The organism is Candidatus Tisiphia endosymbiont of Nedyus quadrimaculatus (assembly GCF_964059235.1).
Classification (GTDB): domain Bacteria; phylum Pseudomonadota; class Alphaproteobacteria; order Rickettsiales; family Rickettsiaceae; genus Tisiphia.
This window is the reverse complement of sequence record NZ_OZ060452.1, coordinates 1,544,667-1,565,714: the sequence shown is the minus strand read 5'-3', so window position 1 is coordinate 1,565,714 and position 21,048 is coordinate 1,544,667. Positions and strand designations below refer to the sequence as shown.

20 protein-coding genes are annotated in these 21,048 nt (G+C 32.3%); 12 read left to right on the top strand and 8 right to left on the bottom strand.

What is annotated here, in order from left to right; all coding sequences use genetic code 11:
* Positions 1–64 precede the first annotated feature (64 nt).
* Positions 65–934: an IS4 family transposase gene (locus AB3211_RS07520; protein ID WP_367363847.1), complete on the bottom strand. Its 870-nt coding sequence runs from the start codon at positions 932–934 to the stop codon at positions 65–67.
* Positions 935–1,101: 167 nt separating this feature from the next.
* Complete coding sequence (locus tag AB3211_RS07515) at positions 1,102–1,314, bottom strand: hypothetical protein (protein WP_367363846.1); 213 nt, start codon at positions 1,312–1,314, stop codon at positions 1,102–1,104.
* Between the two features lie 343 nt (positions 1,315–1,657).
* On the opposite strand from AB3211_RS07515, the gene AB3211_RS07510 reads away from it, so the two are divergent.
* Positions 1,658–1,879, top strand: a complete 222-nt coding sequence (locus AB3211_RS07510; protein WP_367364184.1) for a hypothetical protein — start codon at positions 1,658–1,660, stop codon at positions 1,877–1,879.
* A gap of 111 nt (positions 1,880–1,990) precedes the next feature.
* Here AB3211_RS07510 and htpG read toward each other — a convergent pair whose 3' ends face one another.
* The 3 genes from htpG to metK form a co-directional block, all read right to left on the bottom strand.
* Positions 1,991–3,850 carry a molecular chaperone HtpG gene (gene htpG, locus AB3211_RS07505; protein WP_367364183.1) on the bottom strand — a complete coding sequence of 620 codons (1,860 nt, stop codon included), beginning with the start codon at positions 3,848–3,850 and terminating at the stop codon, positions 1,991–1,993.
* A 17-nt stretch (positions 3,851–3,867) separates the two neighbouring features.
* Positions 3,868–4,197, bottom strand: coding sequence for a DUF167 family protein (locus tag AB3211_RS07500; RefSeq protein ID WP_367364182.1), 330 nt, complete (start codon positions 4,195–4,197; stop codon positions 3,868–3,870).
* A gap of 185 nt (positions 4,198–4,382) precedes the next feature.
* Complete coding sequence (metK, locus tag AB3211_RS07495) at positions 4,383–5,528, bottom strand: methionine adenosyltransferase (protein WP_341758193.1); 1,146 nt, start codon at positions 5,526–5,528, stop codon at positions 4,383–4,385.
* Between the two features lie 331 nt (positions 5,529–5,859).
* Between metK and AB3211_RS07490 the strand changes: the two genes are divergently transcribed.
* From AB3211_RS07490 to recO, 8 genes are all read left to right on the top strand, one after another.
* On the top strand, positions 5,860–7,029 hold the full coding sequence (locus AB3211_RS07490) for an MFS transporter (protein ID WP_367364181.1): 1,170 nt from the start codon (positions 5,860–5,862) through the stop codon (positions 7,027–7,029).
* Complete coding sequence (locus tag AB3211_RS07485; RefSeq protein ID WP_367364180.1) at positions 7,026–8,273, top strand: lipoprotein-releasing ABC transporter permease subunit; 1,248 nt, start codon at positions 7,026–7,028, stop codon at positions 8,271–8,273. Before AB3211_RS07490 ends, AB3211_RS07485 begins: the two co-directional genes overlap by 4 nt.
* A complete protein-coding gene (locus tag AB3211_RS07480; RefSeq protein ID WP_367364179.1) occupies positions 8,266–8,931 on the top strand; it encodes an ABC transporter ATP-binding protein in 666 nt (221 codons plus the stop codon). Before AB3211_RS07485 ends, AB3211_RS07480 begins: the two co-directional genes overlap by 8 nt.
* A 15-nt stretch (positions 8,932–8,946) precedes the next feature.
* The gene (gene truA, locus AB3211_RS07475; RefSeq protein WP_367364178.1) at positions 8,947–9,702 is read left to right on the top strand and encodes a tRNA pseudouridine(38-40) synthase TruA; all 756 of its coding nucleotides are present in this window, start codon (positions 8,947–8,949) and stop codon (positions 9,700–9,702) included.
* Positions 9,703–10,014: 312 nt separating this feature from the next.
* Positions 10,015–10,803 carry a signal peptidase I gene (gene lepB / locus AB3211_RS07470; protein WP_367364177.1) on the top strand — a complete coding sequence of 263 codons (789 nt, stop codon included), beginning with the start codon at positions 10,015–10,017 and terminating at the stop codon, positions 10,801–10,803.
* 1 nt (position 10,804) lies between these two features.
* Positions 10,805–11,518 carry a ribonuclease III gene (gene rnc / locus AB3211_RS07465; protein WP_367364176.1) on the top strand — a complete coding sequence of 238 codons (714 nt, stop codon included), beginning with the start codon at positions 10,805–10,807 and terminating at the stop codon, positions 11,516–11,518.
* A gap of 351 nt (positions 11,519–11,869) precedes the next feature.
* Positions 11,870–12,757: a GTPase Era gene (gene era, locus AB3211_RS07460; protein ID WP_367364175.1), complete on the top strand. Its 888-nt coding sequence runs from the start codon at positions 11,870–11,872 to the stop codon at positions 12,755–12,757.
* A 2-nt stretch (positions 12,758–12,759) separates the two neighbouring features.
* A complete protein-coding gene (recO, locus tag AB3211_RS07455; RefSeq protein WP_367364174.1) occupies positions 12,760–13,485 on the top strand; it encodes a DNA repair protein RecO in 726 nt (241 codons plus the stop codon).
* Positions 13,486–13,504: 19 nt separating this feature from the next.
* Here the strand turns inward: recO and rpoD are convergent, their stop codons facing one another.
* Genes rpoD through AB3211_RS07440 form a run of 3 tightly spaced genes read right to left on the bottom strand, consistent with a single transcriptional unit; the run spans position 13,505 to position 17,828 of the window.
* Positions 13,505–15,421, bottom strand: a complete 1,917-nt coding sequence (rpoD, locus tag AB3211_RS07450; RefSeq protein WP_367364173.1) for an RNA polymerase sigma factor RpoD — start codon at positions 15,419–15,421, stop codon at positions 13,505–13,507.
* 17 nt (positions 15,422–15,438) lie between these two features.
* Complete coding sequence (gene dnaG / locus AB3211_RS07445; protein WP_367364172.1) at positions 15,439–17,211, bottom strand: DNA primase; 1,773 nt, start codon at positions 17,209–17,211, stop codon at positions 15,439–15,441.
* Entirely contained in the window at positions 17,208–17,828 is a 621-nt protein-coding gene (locus tag AB3211_RS07440; RefSeq protein WP_367364171.1) for a diacylglycerol/polyprenol kinase family protein, read from the bottom strand. Before AB3211_RS07440 ends, dnaG begins: the two co-directional genes overlap by 4 nt.
* A gap of 76 nt (positions 17,829–17,904) precedes the next feature.
* Here AB3211_RS07440 and greA point away from each other — a divergent pair, with 76 nt between their 5' ends.
* The 3 genes from greA to AB3211_RS07425 all read left to right on the top strand — a co-directional run bounded on the left by greA (position 17,905) and on the right by AB3211_RS07425 (position 20,908).
* Positions 17,905–18,396, top strand: coding sequence for a transcription elongation factor GreA (gene greA, locus AB3211_RS07435; RefSeq protein ID WP_341754850.1), 492 nt, complete (start codon positions 17,905–17,907; stop codon positions 18,394–18,396).
* A gap of 391 nt (positions 18,397–18,787) precedes the next feature.
* Positions 18,788–19,411: a lipoyl(octanoyl) transferase LipB gene (gene lipB, locus AB3211_RS07430; protein WP_341754851.1), complete on the top strand. Its 624-nt coding sequence runs from the start codon at positions 18,788–18,790 to the stop codon at positions 19,409–19,411.
* Between the two features lie 168 nt (positions 19,412–19,579).
* Positions 19,580–20,908, top strand: a complete 1,329-nt coding sequence (locus AB3211_RS07425) for a DUF2748 family protein (RefSeq protein ID WP_367364170.1) — start codon at positions 19,580–19,582, stop codon at positions 20,906–20,908.
* The last annotated feature ends 140 nt before the right edge of the window (positions 20,909–21,048 follow it).

The following is a 21,048-nucleotide window of genomic DNA, read 5'->3' as shown; positions in this document are numbered from 1 at the left end:
ATTATCTTTTTAAAAAAATTAAATATTTTTTATCTGTATTTTAGCTTAGTACAGGACAAAGAGATTAACAAGGTGATAATAGAAGTAAAGATGGTATTATTGTCTTAACAAATTTTGTTATAACTTCCATCCATTTTTCCATCATTTCTTCAATATTCAAAAATATTCTCTGCAAGTAATCTAAGCCATACCTGAATAAGGAGATAGACTTTCTACCATGTTTTTTAAGCTTTATAGGTTTGATAGAATTTTGCCATTGACCCACAACATAAGCAAAAGTAAATGCTATAGCAAGTAAACCAAGCAATTTACTAATTCTATCTAAATGTATTATATGGGTATTTTCAAAATTGAAGCCCCGCGTCTTAAGGCAAGCAAAAAGGCTTTCTATTTCCCATCTTTTTTTATATATATTTAGTGCTACATGCGGATTATCATTGGTAGCTATGATTACTAATACGCCTTCATCATTACGCAGTGCAGCCACAGATACTTTAGGTCCTTTATAATTCTTACCCAAATATCTTTTTCCTTTAAACAACATATATTCACCATTCTGTAACTTCTTAATTAAATGATTAGCAGTAACTAACTCATCTTCTGCTCTACCAATGGCAAGATTGGCTTTGATTCTAATATAAAATGGTATCATTTTATCGTCTAAAAACTTTAGCCATAAATCACCAATAAACTCCCGATCCCCAAGCAATGCTGACATCTTCTCTATGCCAAATACAGTAATAAACCTTTCCATTAATTGCTGACGTTCAATGTTATTAGAAGTTCCTGCTTTTGGCAACATATCCCACATAATTGGTATAGCAATGCCTTTATGGCAAATAGATAATACTAAAATATTGATGTCAAGCTTGCCAAATTTCCAATTTGTTCGATCAAGCACTAGTAACCATTGATCAGTATCAATTCCAGCCAACCTCACCAATAACTTGGCTAAGGACGTATATACTACTCGTAAATGAAGAGTTGATAGACGAAGATCAAAATTATGAAGTGCTAGGAGTCAAAGGGTCGAGGAGCGGAGCGTACATTTAGTACGTGAGCACCGAAGATCCCTGAAGACGACAACGCAATTCTTGATTTTCATCGAGTATATGATAATTCACATTTGGCAAAAAATCTCTGTAATTTCTTATAGCGTGATTCTTGCTTATCTCCTTTTATCGTTAAGGCAAGCTGGGTAAGATTTACATCTCTCACTTGCAGTAATCCTAATATTATTTGTTCTATTAATTTTATGCTTGCAAAACTATTAAAAAAGTAGTCTCCTATTAATTGTGATAACGCTGTACTCATTCTCTTGCCTCTTAAGTCTTCAATAACCTAAGTAATAGACCTTTGGCTACGCGTTATCTACTATTTTTTATTCTCTCCTTAATCTCTTTGTCCTGTACTGAGACCTGAAACATATTTTACCCTATTTGATGTAACTGATAAATTGCTTTTATATGTCTGACAATACTAAGATTTACCAATTTAAAGTACATCTTAAAGATATAAGTACATCGATCTACTTTTAGATACCTGCTTTCGCAGGGATGACACCCTAGGCTATTAAACCGATGTCTTACATCAAACTGAGGTTAAATTAGTTAAAGCAGAATCTTAAAAAGCAACATTATTGAGATACACAACTAGAATGCAAGATAATATTGAGAAAACGTTTAATATAATAATCATTAACCTAGCTATAGCATTTAGCTTAGTGCAAGTTAGTTTTCTTATTAATCTAGAAAAGAGGAGTTTAAGCAAACAACAATTATACCAAGAGTTAAGCAAGCAATCCAATGAAGCACAAGATAATTTTGTAGAACAATTAGATGCACAGGTTAGTCGGCAATTAACAAATTTGAAGAATTAGCCTTCAGATTTTGACAATAAAATTACTAAAAATTATTCTGTTTGTAATATTTTTATAGTTTCTTTACCGTACTTTTTTTGGCGGTTGTTAGTGTCAATTCCCAAATTAAGTTTATAAGATAGCTTTTTGCATAATATAATTAAGTCTTTTTGCAAATCCGCCAGTATCATTGACTGGCTCACCTTCTAAAATACAGGCTTGGTCATACATTAATCTAACCAATTCTTCATTAGCATAGTCCTTATTATTTGAGATTACATCAGCGTTAATTTTCTCAATAATTTTATGCTTAGGGTTTAGCTCAAATATTTTAGCAGAGGCTGCTATTAATTGTTTTTGTTCAATTAAGAACCTTTCCATACGAATATCCATAGCTCCGTCTCCAACGGCGAGACAAGCTGGACTTGAAGTAAGTTTTTTAGAAATCCTTACATCTTTTACTAAATCACCTAATATTTCTTTAAAATATTCCGTTAATTTTATATATTCATCATTTTCGTCTTTTACATCTTCTATTTTCTGCTCAGATTTCTCTAAATCAATATCACTTCTAGTAACTGATTTAATGGCATAACCCTTGTAGCTACTATTGACATTAACCCAAAAATCATCAACTGTATCAGTAAAAAGAAGTACATCTATGTTTTTACTTAAAAATCCTTCTATTTGAGGACTAGAAAGTAATTTTGCTGGATCATCACCACTAAGATAATATATAGTGTCTTGCCCTTCTTTAAAGTTGCTAATATAGTCATCAAGGCTAATCATCTTATTTAAAAGGCTACTGCTAAATATACATGTTTCAAGTAATTTGTCATGATCACTAGTTGCTTCACACAGTCCTTCTTTTAAAGCAGCTCCAAAATTGGACCAAAATTTGCTGTATTCCTCTATAGATTCGTCTTTTTTCTTTTTAAGTTCACTCAAGACTCTTTTAGTTATAGCTGCTTTAATCTTTTCTAAAGTACTATTATGCTGCAAAGATTCACGACTAATATTTAGAGGTAAATCTTCTGAATCTACTACTCCTCTTAAAAATCTTAGGTAAGAAGGTATTAAATCTATATTTTCATCAGAAATAAAAACTCTTTTGATGTATAATTTTACTCTTCTTTTACGGTCAGGGTGGAATAAATCAAAAGTCTTGGTTGACGGAATAAATAACAAATTAGTAAATTCAACTGTACCCTCATTTTTATTATGAATAGTTAACCAAGGATCATCAAGCGAATAAGACAGCGTTTTATAAAATTCTTTATATTGCTCAAAAGTCAAATCAGATTTAGGTCTTGTCCACAATGCTGAAGCTGAATTAAGTTGTATTTCATTAGCAGTTGACTCATCAATAAAATATATAGGTATGGCTATATGATCAGAATAACTTTTAACTATATGCTTCAATTTAAAATGATCAATATAACTATCTTCATCTTGCTTGACGTGAATAACCACCTCAGTTCCCCTTGTAAAATCATGGTCTAGATCATCTACAGTATATTCTCCAAGACCATCTGACTGCCAAACATAAGCTTTTGTTTCTCCTGCTTTTCTTGAGGTAACGGTGATGCTATCGGCAATCATAAAAGCTGAATAAAACCCAACCCCGAACTGTCCTATTAACATACTGTCTTTTTTAGCATCTCCAGACAGATTGTTTAAGAAATTTCCTGTACCAGACCTTGCGATAGTTCCTAGATTATCAATCAAATCTTCTCGGTTCATACCAATACCGTTATCTCTAACAATAATCTGCCTTTTATCTTTATCAATTCTGACAGTAATTTTAAAGTGAGGATCATCTGCAATAAGCTTTGCGTCACTTTGTGATAAATATCTTAATCTATCACAAGCATCAGAAGAATTAGATATTAATTCACGCATAAAAATCTCTTTATTACTATAAAGAGAATGAATCATTAAGTTTAAAATCTTACCAACTTCAGCGTCAAACTTCTTTTTTTCTTGGGTCATATAAGTCCTATAAAATACTATACTTCGATGTTATGTATATAATGCTTTAAATGTAAATTTAAATAGTCTAATTCAATATTTTTTATTGCTAAGAGTTTTAAACTATTAGTGTGACCTAATATTATCTCAAAATTATTTTTACAAATTTTCCATTTTTTGGATAAAAAATTGACAATAGCATCGTTAGCCTTACCATCCTCTGGAACTGCTTTTATAGATAATTTTAGATGATATTGATTATTAATTATGACAAACTCGCCTATCTTATTTGTCTTTGCGTTAGCTTTAACCTTAAGAGCAATAATGGCTAATTTCTTATTGGGGTTATAGTTAAAAATCTTACTCATTATATTGCATTATCAACTTATTTTAACATTCCATTCAATATGTGATTTTAATTATTAAAATCACATATTGAATGATGAAAAAAGTTAAAATGCATTCGCAGAACCGCTTCAAGAGTGCATTTTTCCTTATAACAAAGCCAGTTCGATATAAGAATTATTAATTCTTATATCGAACTGAGGTTATTTTATAGTCCCATTATATTATCTATTCTTTCCCAAGGAAAATCTTGATCTTCCCGTCCAAAATGCCCGTATGATGCTGTTTTAAGATAAATTGGATTATATAAAGATAGTTTTTTTATAATACCGCCTGGGCTTAAATCAAAATTATTCTTTATTAATTCAATTATTGCTGATTCACTCATTTTGCTAGTCCCAAACGTTTCAATACTTATAGACACTGGCTGGGCAACTCCAATAGCATAAGAAATTTGAATCTCACAACGCTGTGCAACACCTGCTGCTACAATATTTTTTGCTATATATCTTGCTGCATAAGATGCAGATCTATCGATTTTTGTTGGATCCTTACCAGAAAAACATCCGCCACCGTGGCGTGCCATTCCACCATAAGTGTCAACTATTATTTTTCTTCCTGTAAGTCCACAGTCTCCTAAAGGTCCTCCAATTACGAACCTTCCTGTTGGGTTCACAAGATATTTAGTATTTTTATCAATCCATTCATCTGGTAACACAGGCTTAATGATTTCTTCAATTACTGCTTCTACTAAATCAGCATGAGAGATATCAGGGTGATGCTGCGTAGAAAGCACAACGGTGTCTATACCAACTGGTTTATTCTCAACATATTTAAAAGTGACTTGGCTTTTAGCATCTGGTCTTAACCAAGGCAAGATGCCCTTTTTTCTGAGTTCAGCTTGTCTCATAACTAATTTATGAGCATAGATAATTGGTGCAGGCATAAATGTAGGAGTCTCATTCGTTGCGTACCCAAACACCAAACCTTGATCACCAGCACCTATTTCATGATCTTCACGATTATCTACACCTAATGCAATATCCGGAGATTGATTGCTTATTGAAGTAATCACACTACAAGAGTCTGCGTCAAAACCTATATCAGAGCTAGTATAGCCTATCTTTCTTATAATATTGCGTACTATTTGATCAATGTTAACCCAAGCATCTGTTGTGATTTCTCCAGCTATAAATACTAGTCCAGTTTTTATAAGTGTTTCGCATGCTACCCGACTCTTTTTTGGATCCTCCTTAAGAATTGCATCCAGTATAGAATCTGAAATTTGGTCAGCCATCTTATCTGGATGCCCCTCAGAGACAGACTCAGAAGTAAATAAATGATAATTCGTCATAATATTATTTCCTAAATTTAGTATTGAGCATTAAGGAGTTATAGAGTATGTATTACAAATTGTGAAGTTTAAGTATATAATACCCCAATTTGGGATAAGAATTAGTTAATTCTTATCCCAAATTGGCTTTAATATAAGGAAAAATGCATTCTTAAAGCGGCTAACGCGAATGCATTTTAAACCTTTCTAAAGCTAAAAACATGATTTTAATCTTTTAAAATCATGTTTTTAGCAAAATATTAATTTAACAATCAGATGCAGAGCCGTCTCAAATCTGATTGCCTTGTTGTTGTTTATCAACTCTTCATTTGCAAGAAGTATATATTTTTTTATGAATTTGTTTATTACTATTTTAATTATGGAAGTTTTAGCTGGGGCTGAAGTGGATTTATTCGTCCCTAGTTTTCCAGATTTACAAAATACCTTTAATCTTTCTACTTTTAAGGTAGAATTTTTATTAGGAATAAATCTCATAGCCCATTGTGTTACTTCCTTGATAGTAGGAAATTTAGGAGATAGGTTTGGCAGGAAGTTAATTATCATTATAGGTCTTATAATATTTATTGTTGGTAGTAGCTTTTGTACGTTTGCTCTCAATTATTACGTGTTACTATTTGGTAGGTTTCTGCAAGGGGTAGGTATATCTGGGGTAGCAGTATTAGGCTATGTAGTACTGGCTGATTTATATTCGGTTAAACAACAACAACAAATGGCGGGGACTTTAAATGGTGCAATTACTTTAGCCATGGCTTTTGCACCGGTAGTAGGAAGTTATGTAAATTTTTTGCTTAGTTGGCGAGGTAATTTTGCTATACTGTTAATATTCGGGCTATTTTGTTTAATAATTGGTGTATTATTTATTCCAAAAGGACAGGTAAATTATAATGTTAAAATATCCCTAAAAGAGTATGGCTTGGTCTTTAAATCGAGAAAAGCTGTTTATCATATAGTAACCATGCTTTTTATTATTCAGGGTTATTGGGTTTTTATTGGTATCGCTCCTATCTTGTACATGCGAGATCTAGGAGTGTCTATTCAACAGTTTGGTTTTTATCAAGGGGCTATAGCTGCAGTATTATCGGCTGTAAGTTTTAGCAGTGGTTATTTATTGAAGAATTTTGGACAAAAAAAATGTTTTTTCTTTAGTATTTTAGCACTTGTAGCTTTTATAATTGCCGCTATAGTTTTGGTGATATGCAAGACTAATGATCCATTAACCATAACCATAGTAACACAATTAGTGGCTATTGGCACGATATTCCCTTGTAATATTTTATGGCCTTTGGCGTTAGAGAGTATACCAAATGCTAAAGGTAGGATTACTGCTGTATTGGTATCAGGAAGATTGATTGTTACCGTATTATGTTTGCAGTTGGTTAGTTATTTTTATCAGGGTACTTTTAAGCCATTAGCAATTGTTATGTGCATCACTATAGTTATAGCATTGATTGGTTGTTATAAATTATTGCAATTAGATAGAATATTTGATGAACCTAAATGATAAAAGATAATTTTATTCTAAAAGTAGCAGTCCGATATTTTAGAGCTAAGAAGAATGAGCGATTTGTTTCTATTATTGCTGGTTTTTCTTTGATGGGTGTAACTATCGGTGTTGCTGCATTGATAGTGGTTATGTCCGTTATGAACGGTTTTCATTATGAACTGACTAAAAACATTATTGGTCTTAATGGTGACATTAGCATAACACCAGTATCACGTTTTATCGCAAATTATGATGAAATTAACAAAAAATTAATTAGTCAGAATTATATAAAACATATTTCTCCAAGCATTGTCGGTCAAGCTCTTGCACTAGGTAAAAGAATGAATAGTGGTGCTATAATTAAAGGTATAGATTTAACTGAACTCAAATATAAAAATCAGATTTTACAAAATGTTAATACTGGAGATTTTGCCGATTTTTTTGGCAAAGATGTCGTGGCAATCGGTAATGAATTGGCTCATAACCTAGGAGTTCAAGTAGGTGCAAAAATAAAATTAATTTCTCCCAATTCAATTTCTACTGCTTTTGGTAGTATGCCTAGATCTAAGGAATTCAGGGTTGTGGCTACTTTCACTAGCGGTATGTATGATTATGATTCAGCAACTATTTTAATGCCACTTATTGCTGCCCAAAATTTTCTGTCTTTCAAGGAAGTTATTAATCTAGTCGAAGTAATAACGATAGAACCGAGTAACGCGGGAATTTATGCTTGGGAGATACAAAATCTTTTAGGATCAAAATTACGAGTGACAAGTTGGCAGAAATCACATTTACAGTTTCTAAATGCTTTAGCTGTTGAAAGGATAGCAATGTTTACTATTCTCTCTTTGATTATTATGGTAGCAGCCTTTAACATCGTGTCTAGTTTATTTATGTTAGTTAAAGACAAGATTTCGGATATTGCAGTGCTTCGTACCATTGGTGCAAGTACTAGGCAGATTATGCTTATTTTTATTTGTAATGGCATGTTTATAGGTTTGTTCGGTACGATTTTAGGTATCATATTGGGTACAAGCTTTGCTTATAATATCCAGTCTATTAGAAATATCTTGGAGAAAGTAACTGGTACTAAAATTTTTGAAGCAGCGATTTATTTTTTATACACTCTACCATCAGAGGTAAGATTAGAAGATGTTATATTAGTATCAACTATCTCTATAGTTCTATGTTTTTGTGCAACAATTTATCCTTCATATAAAGCTGCTAAGTTGAATCCTGTGGATGCCTTGCGTTATGAATAAAGCCGTATTAATGTTAAAAAATATTTCTAAAAAATATAAGCAGGGAAAATCTATTATTGAAGTATTAAGTAATGTTAACTTAACTGTAATGCAAGGAGAACTAGTTGCCATAATAGGCTCTTCTGGTAGCGGAAAATCAACTTTACTGCATATAGCTGGTCTACTTGATACCCCAAATAGTGGAGAGGTGCAGATAGAATCAACAAACTATTGCCAAAATCATGCTCATATAATAAGACTGCGTAATATAGGTTTTGTCTATCAACAACATCATTTACTCAAAGATTTTACTGCCTTAGAGAATGTAGCAATGCCAAAATTAATTGCTGGTGATAGTTATAAATTAGCTCTTAAGAAGGCAGAAGAGCTATTAGCAGATTTAGGACTAGCCAATAAAATACATAATATGCCGGGTGAGCTATCTGGTGGGGAGCAACAAAGAGTAGCTATCGCTCGTAGCCTAATTAATAATCCTCAAATTATTTTAGCTGATGAACCTACTGGTAATCTAGATCCTAATACTGCTAATGAGGTTTTTAACTTATTGCTTAAAACTGCCAAACAACAAAATACCTCTATTATTGTGGTAACTCATAATCATGAAATGGCACATAAGATGCATAGAGTGTATGAATTGCAATATGGGGAGCTGAAATAGGCAGTAAATAAATTGATGAATCAAATACTTGATTTTTATAGATATAAGATTACCATTGAATATTTAGGCACTGCTTTTGTTGGCTGGCAGAGGCAGAGTAATGCTATATCTATTCAACAAATACTGGAAGATGGTATCTACAAATTTACTGGTGAAAAAGTAGTGGTTCATGGAGCTGGCAGGACTGATGCAGGGGTTCATGCTTTAGGGCAAGTAGCACATTTCGATTTAGTGAAATATATGCAGCCCTATAAAGTTATGCAGGCTATTAACTATTTTGTAAGATCTCATAATATAGGGATAATTGATTGTGTTCTAGTAGACAAAGATTTTCATGCAAGATTTTCTGCTATAGAACGTCATTATGTATATAGAATTATTAATAGGTCTGGTCAAGTTATAATAGATTTAAATCGTGCTTGGTGGATAAAACAACCTCTTGATGTTGAAGCAATGAAATATGGGGCTTTCTATCTCATAGGAAATCATGATTTTAGTTCATTTAGAGGTAAATATTGCCAAGCAAAGTCACCTATAAAAACCTTATCTAAATTAGTTATTACACAAGAAAACAACGATATAAAAATATATCTTTCTGCTCGATCTTTTTTACATCATATGGTTCGAAATATTGTTGGTAGTTTAGTATTAGTTGGACGCAATATATGGCAGGAAGGTGATATACAAAAAGCTTTGGATGCTAAAAAAAGAGAGGCAGCAGGTGCAAAAGCTCCAGCATGTGGGTTGTATTTTCTTAGAGTTGACTATTAAACCCCATTAATTCGATATAAGAATTGTTAATTCTTATATCGAATTGGCTTTAATATAAGGAAAAATGCATTCTTAAAGCGGTTTTGCGAATGCATTTTAAACCTTTCTAAAGCTAAAAACATGATTTTAATTTTTTAAAATCATGTTTTTAGCAAAATATTAATTTAACAATCAGATGCAGAGCCGTCTCAAATCTGATTGTTTCTATAATTTCGCGTTATTAAGATACTAGGGGCGATTCAAAAATTGCTGGATTTAAACATAGTAATAAGGTATTATAGACTGAATTTAGTTCGTTATTAAATAATAATTATGCAAACAACAGCTGCGGTTACCAACAAAAAAACACAAATTAAAGAATATACGTCTTTTATCTTTACAATATTTTTGGCACTGATGATAAGGTTTTTTATCATGGAACTTTTTTTTGTGCCAACAGGTTCAATGAAAGCAACCGTGCTGGAGAATGATTATATTTTTTCAACAAAATATTCTTATGGATATAGTAATTATTCTTTTCCTTTTAGTCCTAATATTTTGAATGGGAGAATGTTGGCGTCACAGCCACAAAGAGGAGATGTAATAGTTTTTCGCCCACCAAATAATATGGATATTCGATTTATAAAAAGACTAATTGGGCTACCTGGAGATAAAGTACAATTAATCAATGACGTAGTGTATATAAATGATAAAGCCATAGAACGCACTGAAATTGGTACATATACAAGTGAAGAAGGAAAGAATTATATAAAATATAAGGAAATATTACCTAATGGTGTAAGTTATTTTTCTTATAAATTAAAACAAAATAATCATTCATTAGTAAATAAATATGGTAATACGGAAAGCTTTTATGTACCTGAAGGTAAGTATTTCTTTCTTGGAGATAACAGAGATGAATCAAATGATAGTAGGATAGATCTAGGATTTGTACCGTTTAAAAACTTTATTGCCAAAGGACAATTTATTATTTTTTCTACAAAAGAAGAATTATGGCAAAGTGATATTGGGATAATTAATCAAATACTCCGTGTGGGTACTTGGCTGGCATCTATTAGATTTAACAGAATATTTACGTCCCTTTATACAGATAAAATATAAAATGATAACAAGTAAAGAATCAGCTCTCTCTGCTCCGGAAAAGCTTGAACAAGATATAGGATATAATTTTAATAATAAAGATCTTTTACTTGAAGCGTTAAGTCATCCTTCCCTTAAGCAACATATCCTAAAGCAGGGAATTCAAAAAAACTATGAACGTTTAGAATTACTTGGTGATGCAATAATTAATTTTATCATTACTGAAATTTTATTTAAAAATTTCTCTACTTATGATGAGGGGAAATTAGCAAAAATTAGAGCATATCTAGTCTGTAAAGAATCACTTTGCAAAGTAGCTGCAAAAATCAATTTGTCAGACTATATTATTATGACCCATGGTGAAGAAGTATTAGGGGGAAGGCAAAATCCTAATAATATTGAGAATACTATGGAAGCATTAATTGCTGCCATTTATCTTGATAGTAATATTGATACGACCCAAAAAATAGTATATGATTTGTGGCATGAGTTTATATCTATTACTGATTTAGCTGATTATGACCCTAAAACTACTCTTCAGGAACTAGCACAAAGAAAGGGAATTGCAAGACCCGTGTATGAAGTGATAAAAAGAGAAGGATCACCACACGCATCTATCTTCACTGTATTAGTAAAAATGGAAGCCTACCAACAAACTGGTACTGGTCATTCAGTTAAAGAAGCAGAAAAAGTTGCTGCTCGTAAATTAATGAACTATTTCAAATTTTTGAAATAGTTACCAAGTGTGCAAGTTTTTAATAGTTATAATAGCCCTCTCTAAGGGATGACATCGCTTCTATCTAAGCTAAGATTAACACATACCTAAAACTCGATAATCAAGTTTTTCCTTGACCGTCATCGCGAGGCATCTTTAGATGCCGTGGCGATCCATGTAAACAGCGAAGCTGTTTCTTTCTAGTACGCTTCGCGTATCTTGGATTGCCGCGTCGCCGCTTTCAGCGGCTTCTCGCAATGACGTATTTTTTAATAATTCTAAAAAACTTGATTATCGAGTAAAACATTTTCGGGTTAGCTATACTGATAACTTGTTATATCGAACTCATGTTATTTTGAGAAGGTGAATTGTATGCCTCAGAAAACAATAACTCTATGTATAATCGGCAAACCAAATGCTGGTAAATCATCATTATTAAACAAACTTATTGGACAAAAAATCTCCATAGTAACGAATAAAGTTCAAACGACTCGCTCCATTATAACTGGAATAGTTACCATAAAAGATACGCAGCTAATAATATTAGATACGCCAGGTATATTCGAGCCAAAGAAACAGCTGGAAAAAGCAATGGTACGGTGTGCATGGTCAAGTTTACATGGTGTAGATATAGTTTTATTGATAATAGATAGTACGAAACCTATAGACCAATTTACTTTACAAATACTGAAAAAATTACAGAATCTTAAAATAAATTTAATATTTCTATTAAATAAGATCGATATTCCTTCTAAATATATAGAAGAAATAGAAAATATTATAAGGTCTCAATTCATAGATGCTAATATATTCAAGATATCCGTTTTAAACGATGAAAATATCAATAACTTACTAAGTTACATACAAAGCCAAGCGAAGCGGTCGCCTTGGCTATACGAAGAAGATGATGTTACTAACCTACCTATGCGGTTTTTAGCAGCTGAGATAACTAGGGAACAATTATTCTTGAATCTCCACCAAGAATTACCTTATAATTTAACCGTTCAAACTGAAATGTGGCAGGAGAATAATGATAAGTCTATCAAAATTCATCAGGTAATAGTGGTTTCAAAGAATTCTTATAAGACTATTATTTTAGGAAAAAATGGTTGTAAAATTAAAGGAATAGGATCTAAGGCAAGAATAGAGATGCAGCTAGCTTTTGATTGTAAAATTCACCTTTTCCTTTTTGTGAAAGTACGTGAGCTTTGGGAAAATGATCCGCACTCATATAGCCATATGAGATTGCAACAAGTTTAAATATGAATTTTAAAGATATAGGTATAATAATTGCCAAAAAACCACTAAAAGAAAATACGGCTATTATTACAGTTTTTACTGAAAATCATGGCTTATATTCCGGCGTAATACGAGAAACATCTAAAAAATTTGGCTCTGTAAATCAACAAGGTAATATTGTTGATTTTCTTTGGCAAGCTAGATTACACGAGCATCTAGGAATGGCTAAATGCGAATTAATAAAATCTTACGCTGGTCTTTTAATAACTAATAAAATTAAGCTCTACGCTTTTAATTCAATTATTAGCCTTATTAAGATGGCATTTCATGAAAGAGAAAATCACAATAAATTTTTTCCAATTTTTGTAAAATATTTAAGTAGTCTAGCAAATAATTTTATTTTTGAGGAATATATTAAATTTGAATTAGCTATACTCCAAGAATCAGGCTATGGTCTTGATCTGCATAAATGTGCGGTAACAGGTAGTAGAGAGAATCTAGCTTACGTCTCGCCAAAATCTGGAAGAGCTGTATGCTTATCAGAGGGTTTACCATATCAAAACAGGCTTCTAATCTTACCACAATTCCTAACCTCCACTAATAGCCAAATTACTAATAATGATAAAAAACAAGCTTTTAATTTAACTACATATTTTTTTAACCGGTATTTCTTTCACAACCAACAACAACTATATGCACGAGAGAATTTCATAGAATATATTATTCGATTCGCAACACTCACATTGTAAAAATAAAGCCTATAGAAAATCAGCCTCCAAAAGCAGATTCTGAAGAATTGTTTTGCTTTCTAGAACCACCCCGGAAACTACTAAGTTTTTTAGATCTAGTCGGATGCTTCAATTTGCGTAGTGCTTTGGACTCTATTTGCCTAATACGTTCCCTAGTAACGTTGAATTGTTGTCCAACTTCTTCTAGTGTATGATCAGTACTCATGCCTATACCAAATCTCATTCTTAGAACTCTTTCTTCACGAGGAGTAAGAGTTGCTAAAACTCTAGTTGTGACCTCTCGTAAATTCGATTGAATTGCTGCGTCAAGCGGTAATATAGCATTTTTGTCTTCAATAAAGTCTCCAAGATAACTACCATCATCATCGCCTATTGGATTTTCTAAGCTAATTGGCTCTTTAGCTATTTTCATTACTTTTCGTACTTTATCAACTGGCATAGAAAGGCGAGCGGCAATTTCTGCCGGAGTCGGTTCATAACCTAGCTCGTTAAGCATCTGCCTAGAGGTACGAATAATTTTGTTGATCGTTTCAATCATATGCACGGGAATACGTATGGTTCTAGCTTGATCAGCTATAGCTCTAGTAATAGCTTGCCTAATCCACCAAGTAGCATAAGTGGAAAATTTATATCCCCTACGATAGTCAAATTTATCAACAGCCTTCATTAACCCAATATTTCCTTCCTGAATTAAATCTAAAAACTGTAATCCACGATTTGCATATTTTTTAGCAATTGAGATAACTAGACGCAGATTAGCCTCTATCATAGCTTTCTTTGCCCTAAGGACTTGTCTTTCACCCTTTTGTATTGTATGTACTAACTTTTTAAATTCAATAATTGGCAAACCAATAGTCATTTCCATGGTTTTTAATTCACTAATCATTTGATCAATAGCATCAGATTCTTTAGCAAGGAAATTCTTCCAATTAGAGTGCTTATTTTTTTGCATTTGCCTTTTCCAGCTTTCATCAATTACTGCTCCCATATATTCATTTAGGAAGTTTTGACGACTTATGCCATATTTTTCAGCTAATTTAAGGAAGCTCCCTTCTTTAGTTACTAATTCTCTATTTAAACTATATATTCTATTAAGAATTTCTTCTGTCCTTTTAGAGTGAAAATGGATACTAGAAATTTCAATAATTAGTAATTGTAGATTCTTGGCATATTTTTTGTTATCATGCAATCCCTTAGGTTGAGGATAACGTGTGTAATGTTTCTTTGCTTCAATTAACAACTCTTCAGAAAGCTTAGAAACTTTTTCCATACGCTTGACAACACTAGGTAATAACTGTAACTCAATAGTAGCTATTGATAAATTGCTAGCTTCTTCATGTTCTTCATGATCTGATTCTATATAATTATTTTGACTCTCTTCAGAATTACTATCATCCCCGTTGACCATATTAGCTTCTAGATCAATCAAATCTCGGAGTAGTATTTTTTCATTAACTAAATCTTCATGCCATTTTATAAAGAATTTCATCGATATTGGATTTTCACAAAGTGACTTAACCATTATCTCTTTGCCTTCTTCAATATCTTGGGCTACTTCTATTTCTGTCTCACGAGAAAAAAGTCCAACTCCTCCCATATCTCGTAAATATAACCTTACTGGATCATCGGTCGTACCTAAATTTTCTTCTTCACTTTCGTCTTCAGGCTCACGATCAACATTATTAGACAGTTTAAATTCATCATCTACATTAATATCAAGTTTGATCTCGTCATCATCACCTTCTATAATATCAACTCCAGCCTCAGAAAACTTTGATATTACCTTTTCTAGATCGTTTACTGATATATTATTAGTCATTGGAATGACTTTATTTAGATCATAATAAGTGACTGCAGTGCCTTTTTCTTTAGCTGTTTTAACTAGGTTATCAACTGCAGTACCTTTTACATCTATTTTCTCTTTTGCTTCTGTCATAATTTATAAACCTTGGGTCAATTAGTAAAAGATTCGTTTAGATTATAAATCTCTTTAGAGATTTTTATAATCTCTTCTCGATATAATATAGCCTTTTTTAGCTCTTCGTCTGAGCCATTTTGAATAATTGAGCTACATTCTTGTTTTAATAGTACTAGGTGATGTTTTTTATGCAACCATTGCCAAAGTAAGTCAGAGTCTATGTCATCCTTATTAAATGACAAATCTAGAAATAGATTATTGGATTTTGACAATACTGAAAAAGTGTCATAAAATCCAGTTTTTTTTGCCAAACCAATAATATTTTCCTGATCTAAGATATCGTTGCTAATAATTTCTGCAAAATACCAATCACGAAAAGCTTCAAGCATTTTATTTTGGAAATTTAACGTTAATAAGAAATCCTTTATTTCTTGCTTTTTGATTATCTTTGGACACTTTACTAACATTATACAAAAGACTTGTTCTAACATCTCAATTTCTGAATAATCCGGAGCTGAAAATGTTACATTTGAATTTTTTACAGCTACTTTACTTTGACGTTTAATTAAATTTTGCCATATTTGATCTTTAAAATATCTATAATAATTATGGCTAAGTAGCTTATCTTTTATTTGTTTACAATAATCTTCAAGATTTCTTTCCAAAATAGCTTTGTCTTCTGGAGTTGAGAAAGTCTTACCTTCATATTCGGAACGCCAAATCATTTCAGATAGATTAATTCTTTTATCAAAAATTTGTGTGAAACTTCCCGCACCATCTTTATTTACCATATCATCAGGGTCACTTCCGCTAGGTAACATCACAAAGGAAATTTTCTTATTACCATTTATCAGAGGTAGTACTAGATTAATTACCCGATGGGTGGCTTTTATTCCTGCTATATCACCATCTAAACAGAGTACTATTTCATCTCCGGCACGCCATAATTTTTGTAGGTGATTCTCTGTAACCGAAGTACCAAGACTTGCCATTGCCTCTTTAAAACCAGCTTGGTGCAAGGCAATAACATCCAAGTACCCTTCAACTAAGATTGAATGATTTTTCTTATAGGCAACACTAATCGCATTATTCTCCCCATATAATGTTTCATTTTTTTGAAATAATATGGTTTCCGGAGAATTTAAATATTTAGGTAACCCATCACCAAGCACTCGTCCTCCAAAACCAACTACTTTATTATAAACATTTTTAATCGGAAAGATTATCCGATTATAAAATATCTCATATATTGTACCATCATCTCGCTTGCCCACTAAGCCTGCTTTTTGAAGTTTTATCAAAGATATTGATTTTTTTTCAAAAAATTTCTGTAATGCTTTAGATGGAGGAGCAAAACCGATGGAGAATTCCTTAATTGTTTCTTTACTAATACCGCGGTCATGTAAGTAGCTACATACTTCTTGTGACAATTGTGATGTAAAAAATCTTTCAGCCATCTCTAAGATATCAAATAGTTCATCCGATTCTTCATAGAGTTTTTGTTGTGCTGCTGTTAATTTAGGCAATTCAATGCCATAATCATTAGCAAGTTTAATGGCTGCTTCCTTATAAGATAAACCACTAAAGTTGGAAACAAACTTTATAACATCCCCGTGAACAGCACAGCCAAAGCAATAATAAAACTTCTTGGCATCATTTACAGTGAATGATGGAGATTTTTCAACATGGAAAGGACATAGTCCCAAGTAATTTCCAGATTTTTTAGTTAAGACTACTTTTTGTCTAACAACATCTGATAAATTAATCCGAGTTCTAAGAAGTTCATAAAATTCTAATGGAATTCTCATAAACTTAAAATAAAGGTGAATATGATTGTAGAGAAGCAGTAGCTAAGAGGTATTAATAAATTATCGTTTATTGATAACTCTTTTGAGTAGAATTCGCTAATAGTAGCAACTATAGAACTAATTATGATAACAGTAAAACTAGTGTGATAGCCGATGAAAAAATACACTAATATACTAATAAAAATTGCAGAAATTAGAAAGGCAATAGAACCTTCCAATGATTTGCCATTTTTTAGAGGAGTACCTATTTTTGTACCCACTAACGCAGCAAGACAATCAGCTATTATCAATATAAGCCAAGATGAAATCGCTAAACCTTTTGAAAATAAAAGAGCAGTTAAGAAAAATCCAACCACCATAAAACTGCTACCACTTAGTCTGAATAAACCACTCTGTTCTTCAGGTCTCATAAACTTTCCAAGAAATTTATCTGTCAATTTCTTAACATATAAATTATAATGCCTTGTAATATCTATATATAATACACATACTATAAGTAGAAGTAATAGTGTGGTAACAACTAATTTAGATGAAAATAAATAAAAAAGTGGTATAATCAAGCTGTATAAGTGGAAAGTTTTACGTTGTATTTCAAAATTAAAGAGTTTAGTTTGCATAATAACCTAAAAGGCCTATTTGACAAAGTTTGACACAACAAATATACTAGAAAACTTAACTTAGACAAGACATATTATTATGGCAGATTTTCCTATTACACATAAAGGGTTTGATAGTTTAGAAAAAGAAATTAAACATCTTAAACATATAGAACGACCAAAAGTAATTGAAGCTATAGCAACAGCTAGAGATTTTGGAGATTTATCTGAGAATGCAGAATACCATGCAGCACGAGAAAAACAAAGTTTTATAGAAGGTCGCATTTTGGATCTTGAAGATAAAATAGCAAGAGCTAAAATTATTGACACCTCAAAACTCTCCGGTGATACCGTAAAATTTGGGGCGTTAGTTAAGTTGATCGATGATGAAACAGAGGAAATAGTTATGTATCATATTGTTGGAGAGTATGAAGCAGATATAACCAAAAAGAGGGTATCCATAGTATCGCCAATTGCTAAGGCTCTCATCGGTAAAGGGGTCGGAGATATAGTAGAAGTAACCACTCCTAAAGGTTCAAAATCTTATGAGGTTTTAGAAGTATCCTATCAAGAATTAGTAGATATTTAAGATATTAACTATTAGTGCTAGCCTATTTAATCTTAAGTATCGATGTAATAAATTAATAGTAGGCTCAAGCAATCATCGCTATTAGGGGTGATGTCACCCCCATTATGTCATCCCTGCTTCGGTGCGGTATCTAAAACTATATAACATACCTTCTATGCTATTTTTTTAGACCCCTGCCTACGCAGGGGTGACATTCGAAGAAGCAGAGACACCTTGGCTATTAAACCGATGTCTTACATTAATACTTGAGGTTATTTATATATTATAATACTCCTTATAGCTAACCCGAGAAACCCCAATTCGGGATAATAATTTGTCAATTCTTATCCCGAATTCGCGTGAGAAGGTTTTAGGCATAATAATAGAATTGATGTCACCCCTAGTTAATATTATGGTTCAATTTGTTACCTTATCAGGCTTTTTAGAATATGAAGACACAGTAAAATTAATGGAAGATAAGGTTACAAGTTTAATCAATAAATCTTCACAAGAGATTGTTTATTTAGTTGAATATAAGGATATTTATACCGCAGGTACTAGTTTTAAGGCAAATGAATTGTTAAATCCTAGAGATATACCGGTAATTTATACTGGTAGGGGAGGGAAGCTTACCTACCATGGTAGCGGACAAAGAGTAATATACCCCATTCTTGATTTAGTCTCAGAACGAAGGCAAAAGGATTTAAAACTATATATTAAACTATTAGAAGAATGGATTATAAATAGCCTTTTATATTTTGGGATTAAAGCTTTTACTATAAGTGGTATAGTGGGGATATGGGTAGAAGAAAATGGTGTACCCGCAAAGATTGCATCAATAGGTATTAGAGTTAAAAAATGGGTTACATATCATGGTGTTGCTGTAAATATTTCAACAAATCTTGATATGTTCTCCGGAATTATTGCTTGTGGTCTGAGAGATATGCCTGTGACCTCGTTTAAGAAACTTGGTGTTGATATAACGTTAGATCAGTTTGATGAAGTTATTAAGGATAAATTCTTTGAGGTTTTTTAAAATATTCAGTATACTCGATGAAAATCAACAATTGCGTTGTCGTTGTCCAAGACCTGCGGTGCTCACGTACTAATGTACGCTGTGCTCCTCGGCTTGGACACTCCTAGCACTTGTTGATTTTGATTCTATCGTCTACCAACTCTTCATTTGCAAGTAGTATATACCCCTATGAGTTCAATTTATCATATACTTGATAAGATTCCTGCTATTTATCCTGAGGACATGCAAATAGAATATGAACAATTAGCTCAACAATTAATCAAATCAGGAAAACTTAGGATAGATACCGATAATAGTTGTAATTTTGCAAGATTTTCTGATCCAAAGTTCAATATTAGTTTGATGGTAAGTAAAGAGGAAATAACCGAGCCAAATTTAATTGAACAAACTAATCAGTTATTCAGATATCTATACAAATCTTCTATATCAGATAAAAAACTGGCATCGATTTATACATATCTGAAAAAACAAATTCAAAAATTACAACCAGTTGACCAATCTGTTACTGAAAAATTAACAAGGCTTTTTGTTCAGTCAGCCCATCCTATAGTTATTAGGTGGTTATTGCATGATAAGGTCCAGGTATTTATTACTTATTCCCATAATATCGGTGATATGATGGATATAGTTGATTGGCAACGTTCGGGTTCTAATAGTGGTATGCAAAGTACTGACGGTAAGAATGTAGCAGTCTTTGTTTCCTGCGGTGGAAATCCATTTGCTGAAAATGATAAAAATCACCCAACTTATGGTGATGGATGGGCAGCAGTTGCTAGATTGCAAATTATAGCTGGGCAAGAACTTGGGCATTTTGCTGATATTAAAAGAGATGCAAGTGGCCGTCAAATTAGTCGTCATTCAGCAAATTTTTCTGGAACAAAAGCAACACCCCATGTAAGACAGGCTAGAATAGATGATATTATTAATTGTGATAAACTATTAGCCAAGCTTCTCTCTATAGGGATGAGGCAAATGATTACTTATGAAGAAAGGGTAAAATTTTATAATAAAAACAAAGTACGGGGTATAAGGGCTTATTGGGCAAGATTACTTGGCTTTATATATAAACAGAAATTTTTATTTTCCGTTAATAGAAGAAAATTATTTTTTATTAAGAGATTCATAAAAGAGCAATATATGGGGTTGATGATTAGAGCTATGATTGAAGATATGAAGTTTAATTTAGCACCAGTTGCAGATGTTTATAAAAATAGTAACCCTGAGATCGAAGAAACAATTGCCTGTATAGAAGCTCTAGCAAGAGTACCCCAACAGGTGATGAAATGGGGATATTTAACGACTATGGCAACAATGAAAGGATTATATAAAGTATATTATTCCGAAGTTATACCTTCCTTAATTTCTAACTATGTATTAATGACTAAGCAAAGCTATAAACGTGATATGTCAAAGCCAAGGTCTCTAACTAATTTTTTTCGTAAAATAAACATATTTAGTAAAAAAAAGTTAGTATTTAAACAAGTCAGAGAAGTATAGGTTTATGTCATCCCTGCGAAGGCAGGGATCTAGAAAAATAAACCGAGAGGATTTGTTAAAATTTTTTAGACCCCTGCCTACGCAGGGGTGACATCGTAGGGTTTATGTCATAGTACCCTACATTTTTCTATAATCGTCAT

Bases quoted from the DNA above. Each gene is read 5' to 3' on its own strand.
- AB3211_RS07515 (WP_367363846.1), bottom strand. From the start codon at position 1,314: ATGAGTACAGCGTTATCACAATTAATAGGAGACTACTTTTTTAATAGT.
- AB3211_RS07510 (WP_367364184.1), top strand. From the start codon at position 1,658: ATGCAAGATAATATTGAGAAAACGTTTAATATAATAATCATTAACCTA.
- htpG (WP_367364183.1), bottom strand. From the start codon at position 3,850: ATGACCCAAGAAAAAAAGAAGTTTGACGCTGAAGTTGGTAAGATTTTA.
- AB3211_RS07500 (WP_367364182.1), bottom strand. From the start codon at position 4,197: ATGAGTAAGATTTTTAACTATAACCCCAATAAGAAATTAGCCATTATT.
- metK (WP_341758193.1), bottom strand. From the start codon at position 5,528: ATGACGAATTATCATTTATTTACTTCTGAGTCTGTCTCTGAGGGGCAT.
- AB3211_RS07490 (WP_367364181.1), top strand. From the start codon at position 5,860: ATGAATTTGTTTATTACTATTTTAATTATGGAAGTTTTAGCTGGGGCT.
- AB3211_RS07485 (WP_367364180.1), top strand. From the start codon at position 7,026: ATGATAAAAGATAATTTTATTCTAAAAGTAGCAGTCCGATATTTTAGA.
- AB3211_RS07480 (WP_367364179.1), top strand. From the start codon at position 8,266: ATGAATAAAGCCGTATTAATGTTAAAAAATATTTCTAAAAAATATAAG.
- truA (WP_367364178.1), top strand. From the start codon at position 8,947: ATGAATCAAATACTTGATTTTTATAGATATAAGATTACCATTGAATAT.
- lepB (WP_367364177.1), top strand. From the start codon at position 10,015: ATGCAAACAACAGCTGCGGTTACCAACAAAAAAACACAAATTAAAGAA.
- rnc (WP_367364176.1), top strand. From the start codon at position 10,805: ATGATAACAAGTAAAGAATCAGCTCTCTCTGCTCCGGAAAAGCTTGAA.
- era (WP_367364175.1), top strand. From the start codon at position 11,870: ATGCCTCAGAAAACAATAACTCTATGTATAATCGGCAAACCAAATGCT.
- recO (WP_367364174.1), top strand. From the start codon at position 12,760: ATGAATTTTAAAGATATAGGTATAATAATTGCCAAAAAACCACTAAAA.
- rpoD (WP_367364173.1), bottom strand. From the start codon at position 15,421: ATGACAGAAGCAAAAGAGAAAATAGATGTAAAAGGTACTGCAGTTGAT.
- dnaG (WP_367364172.1), bottom strand. From the start codon at position 17,211: ATGAGAATTCCATTAGAATTTTATGAACTTCTTAGAACTCGGATTAAT.
- AB3211_RS07440 (WP_367364171.1), bottom strand. From the start codon at position 17,828: ATGCAAACTAAACTCTTTAATTTTGAAATACAACGTAAAACTTTCCAC.
- lipB (WP_341754851.1), top strand. From the start codon at position 18,788: ATGGTTCAATTTGTTACCTTATCAGGCTTTTTAGAATATGAAGACACA.
- AB3211_RS07425 (WP_367364170.1), top strand. From the start codon at position 19,580: ATGAGTTCAATTTATCATATACTTGATAAGATTCCTGCTATTTATCCT.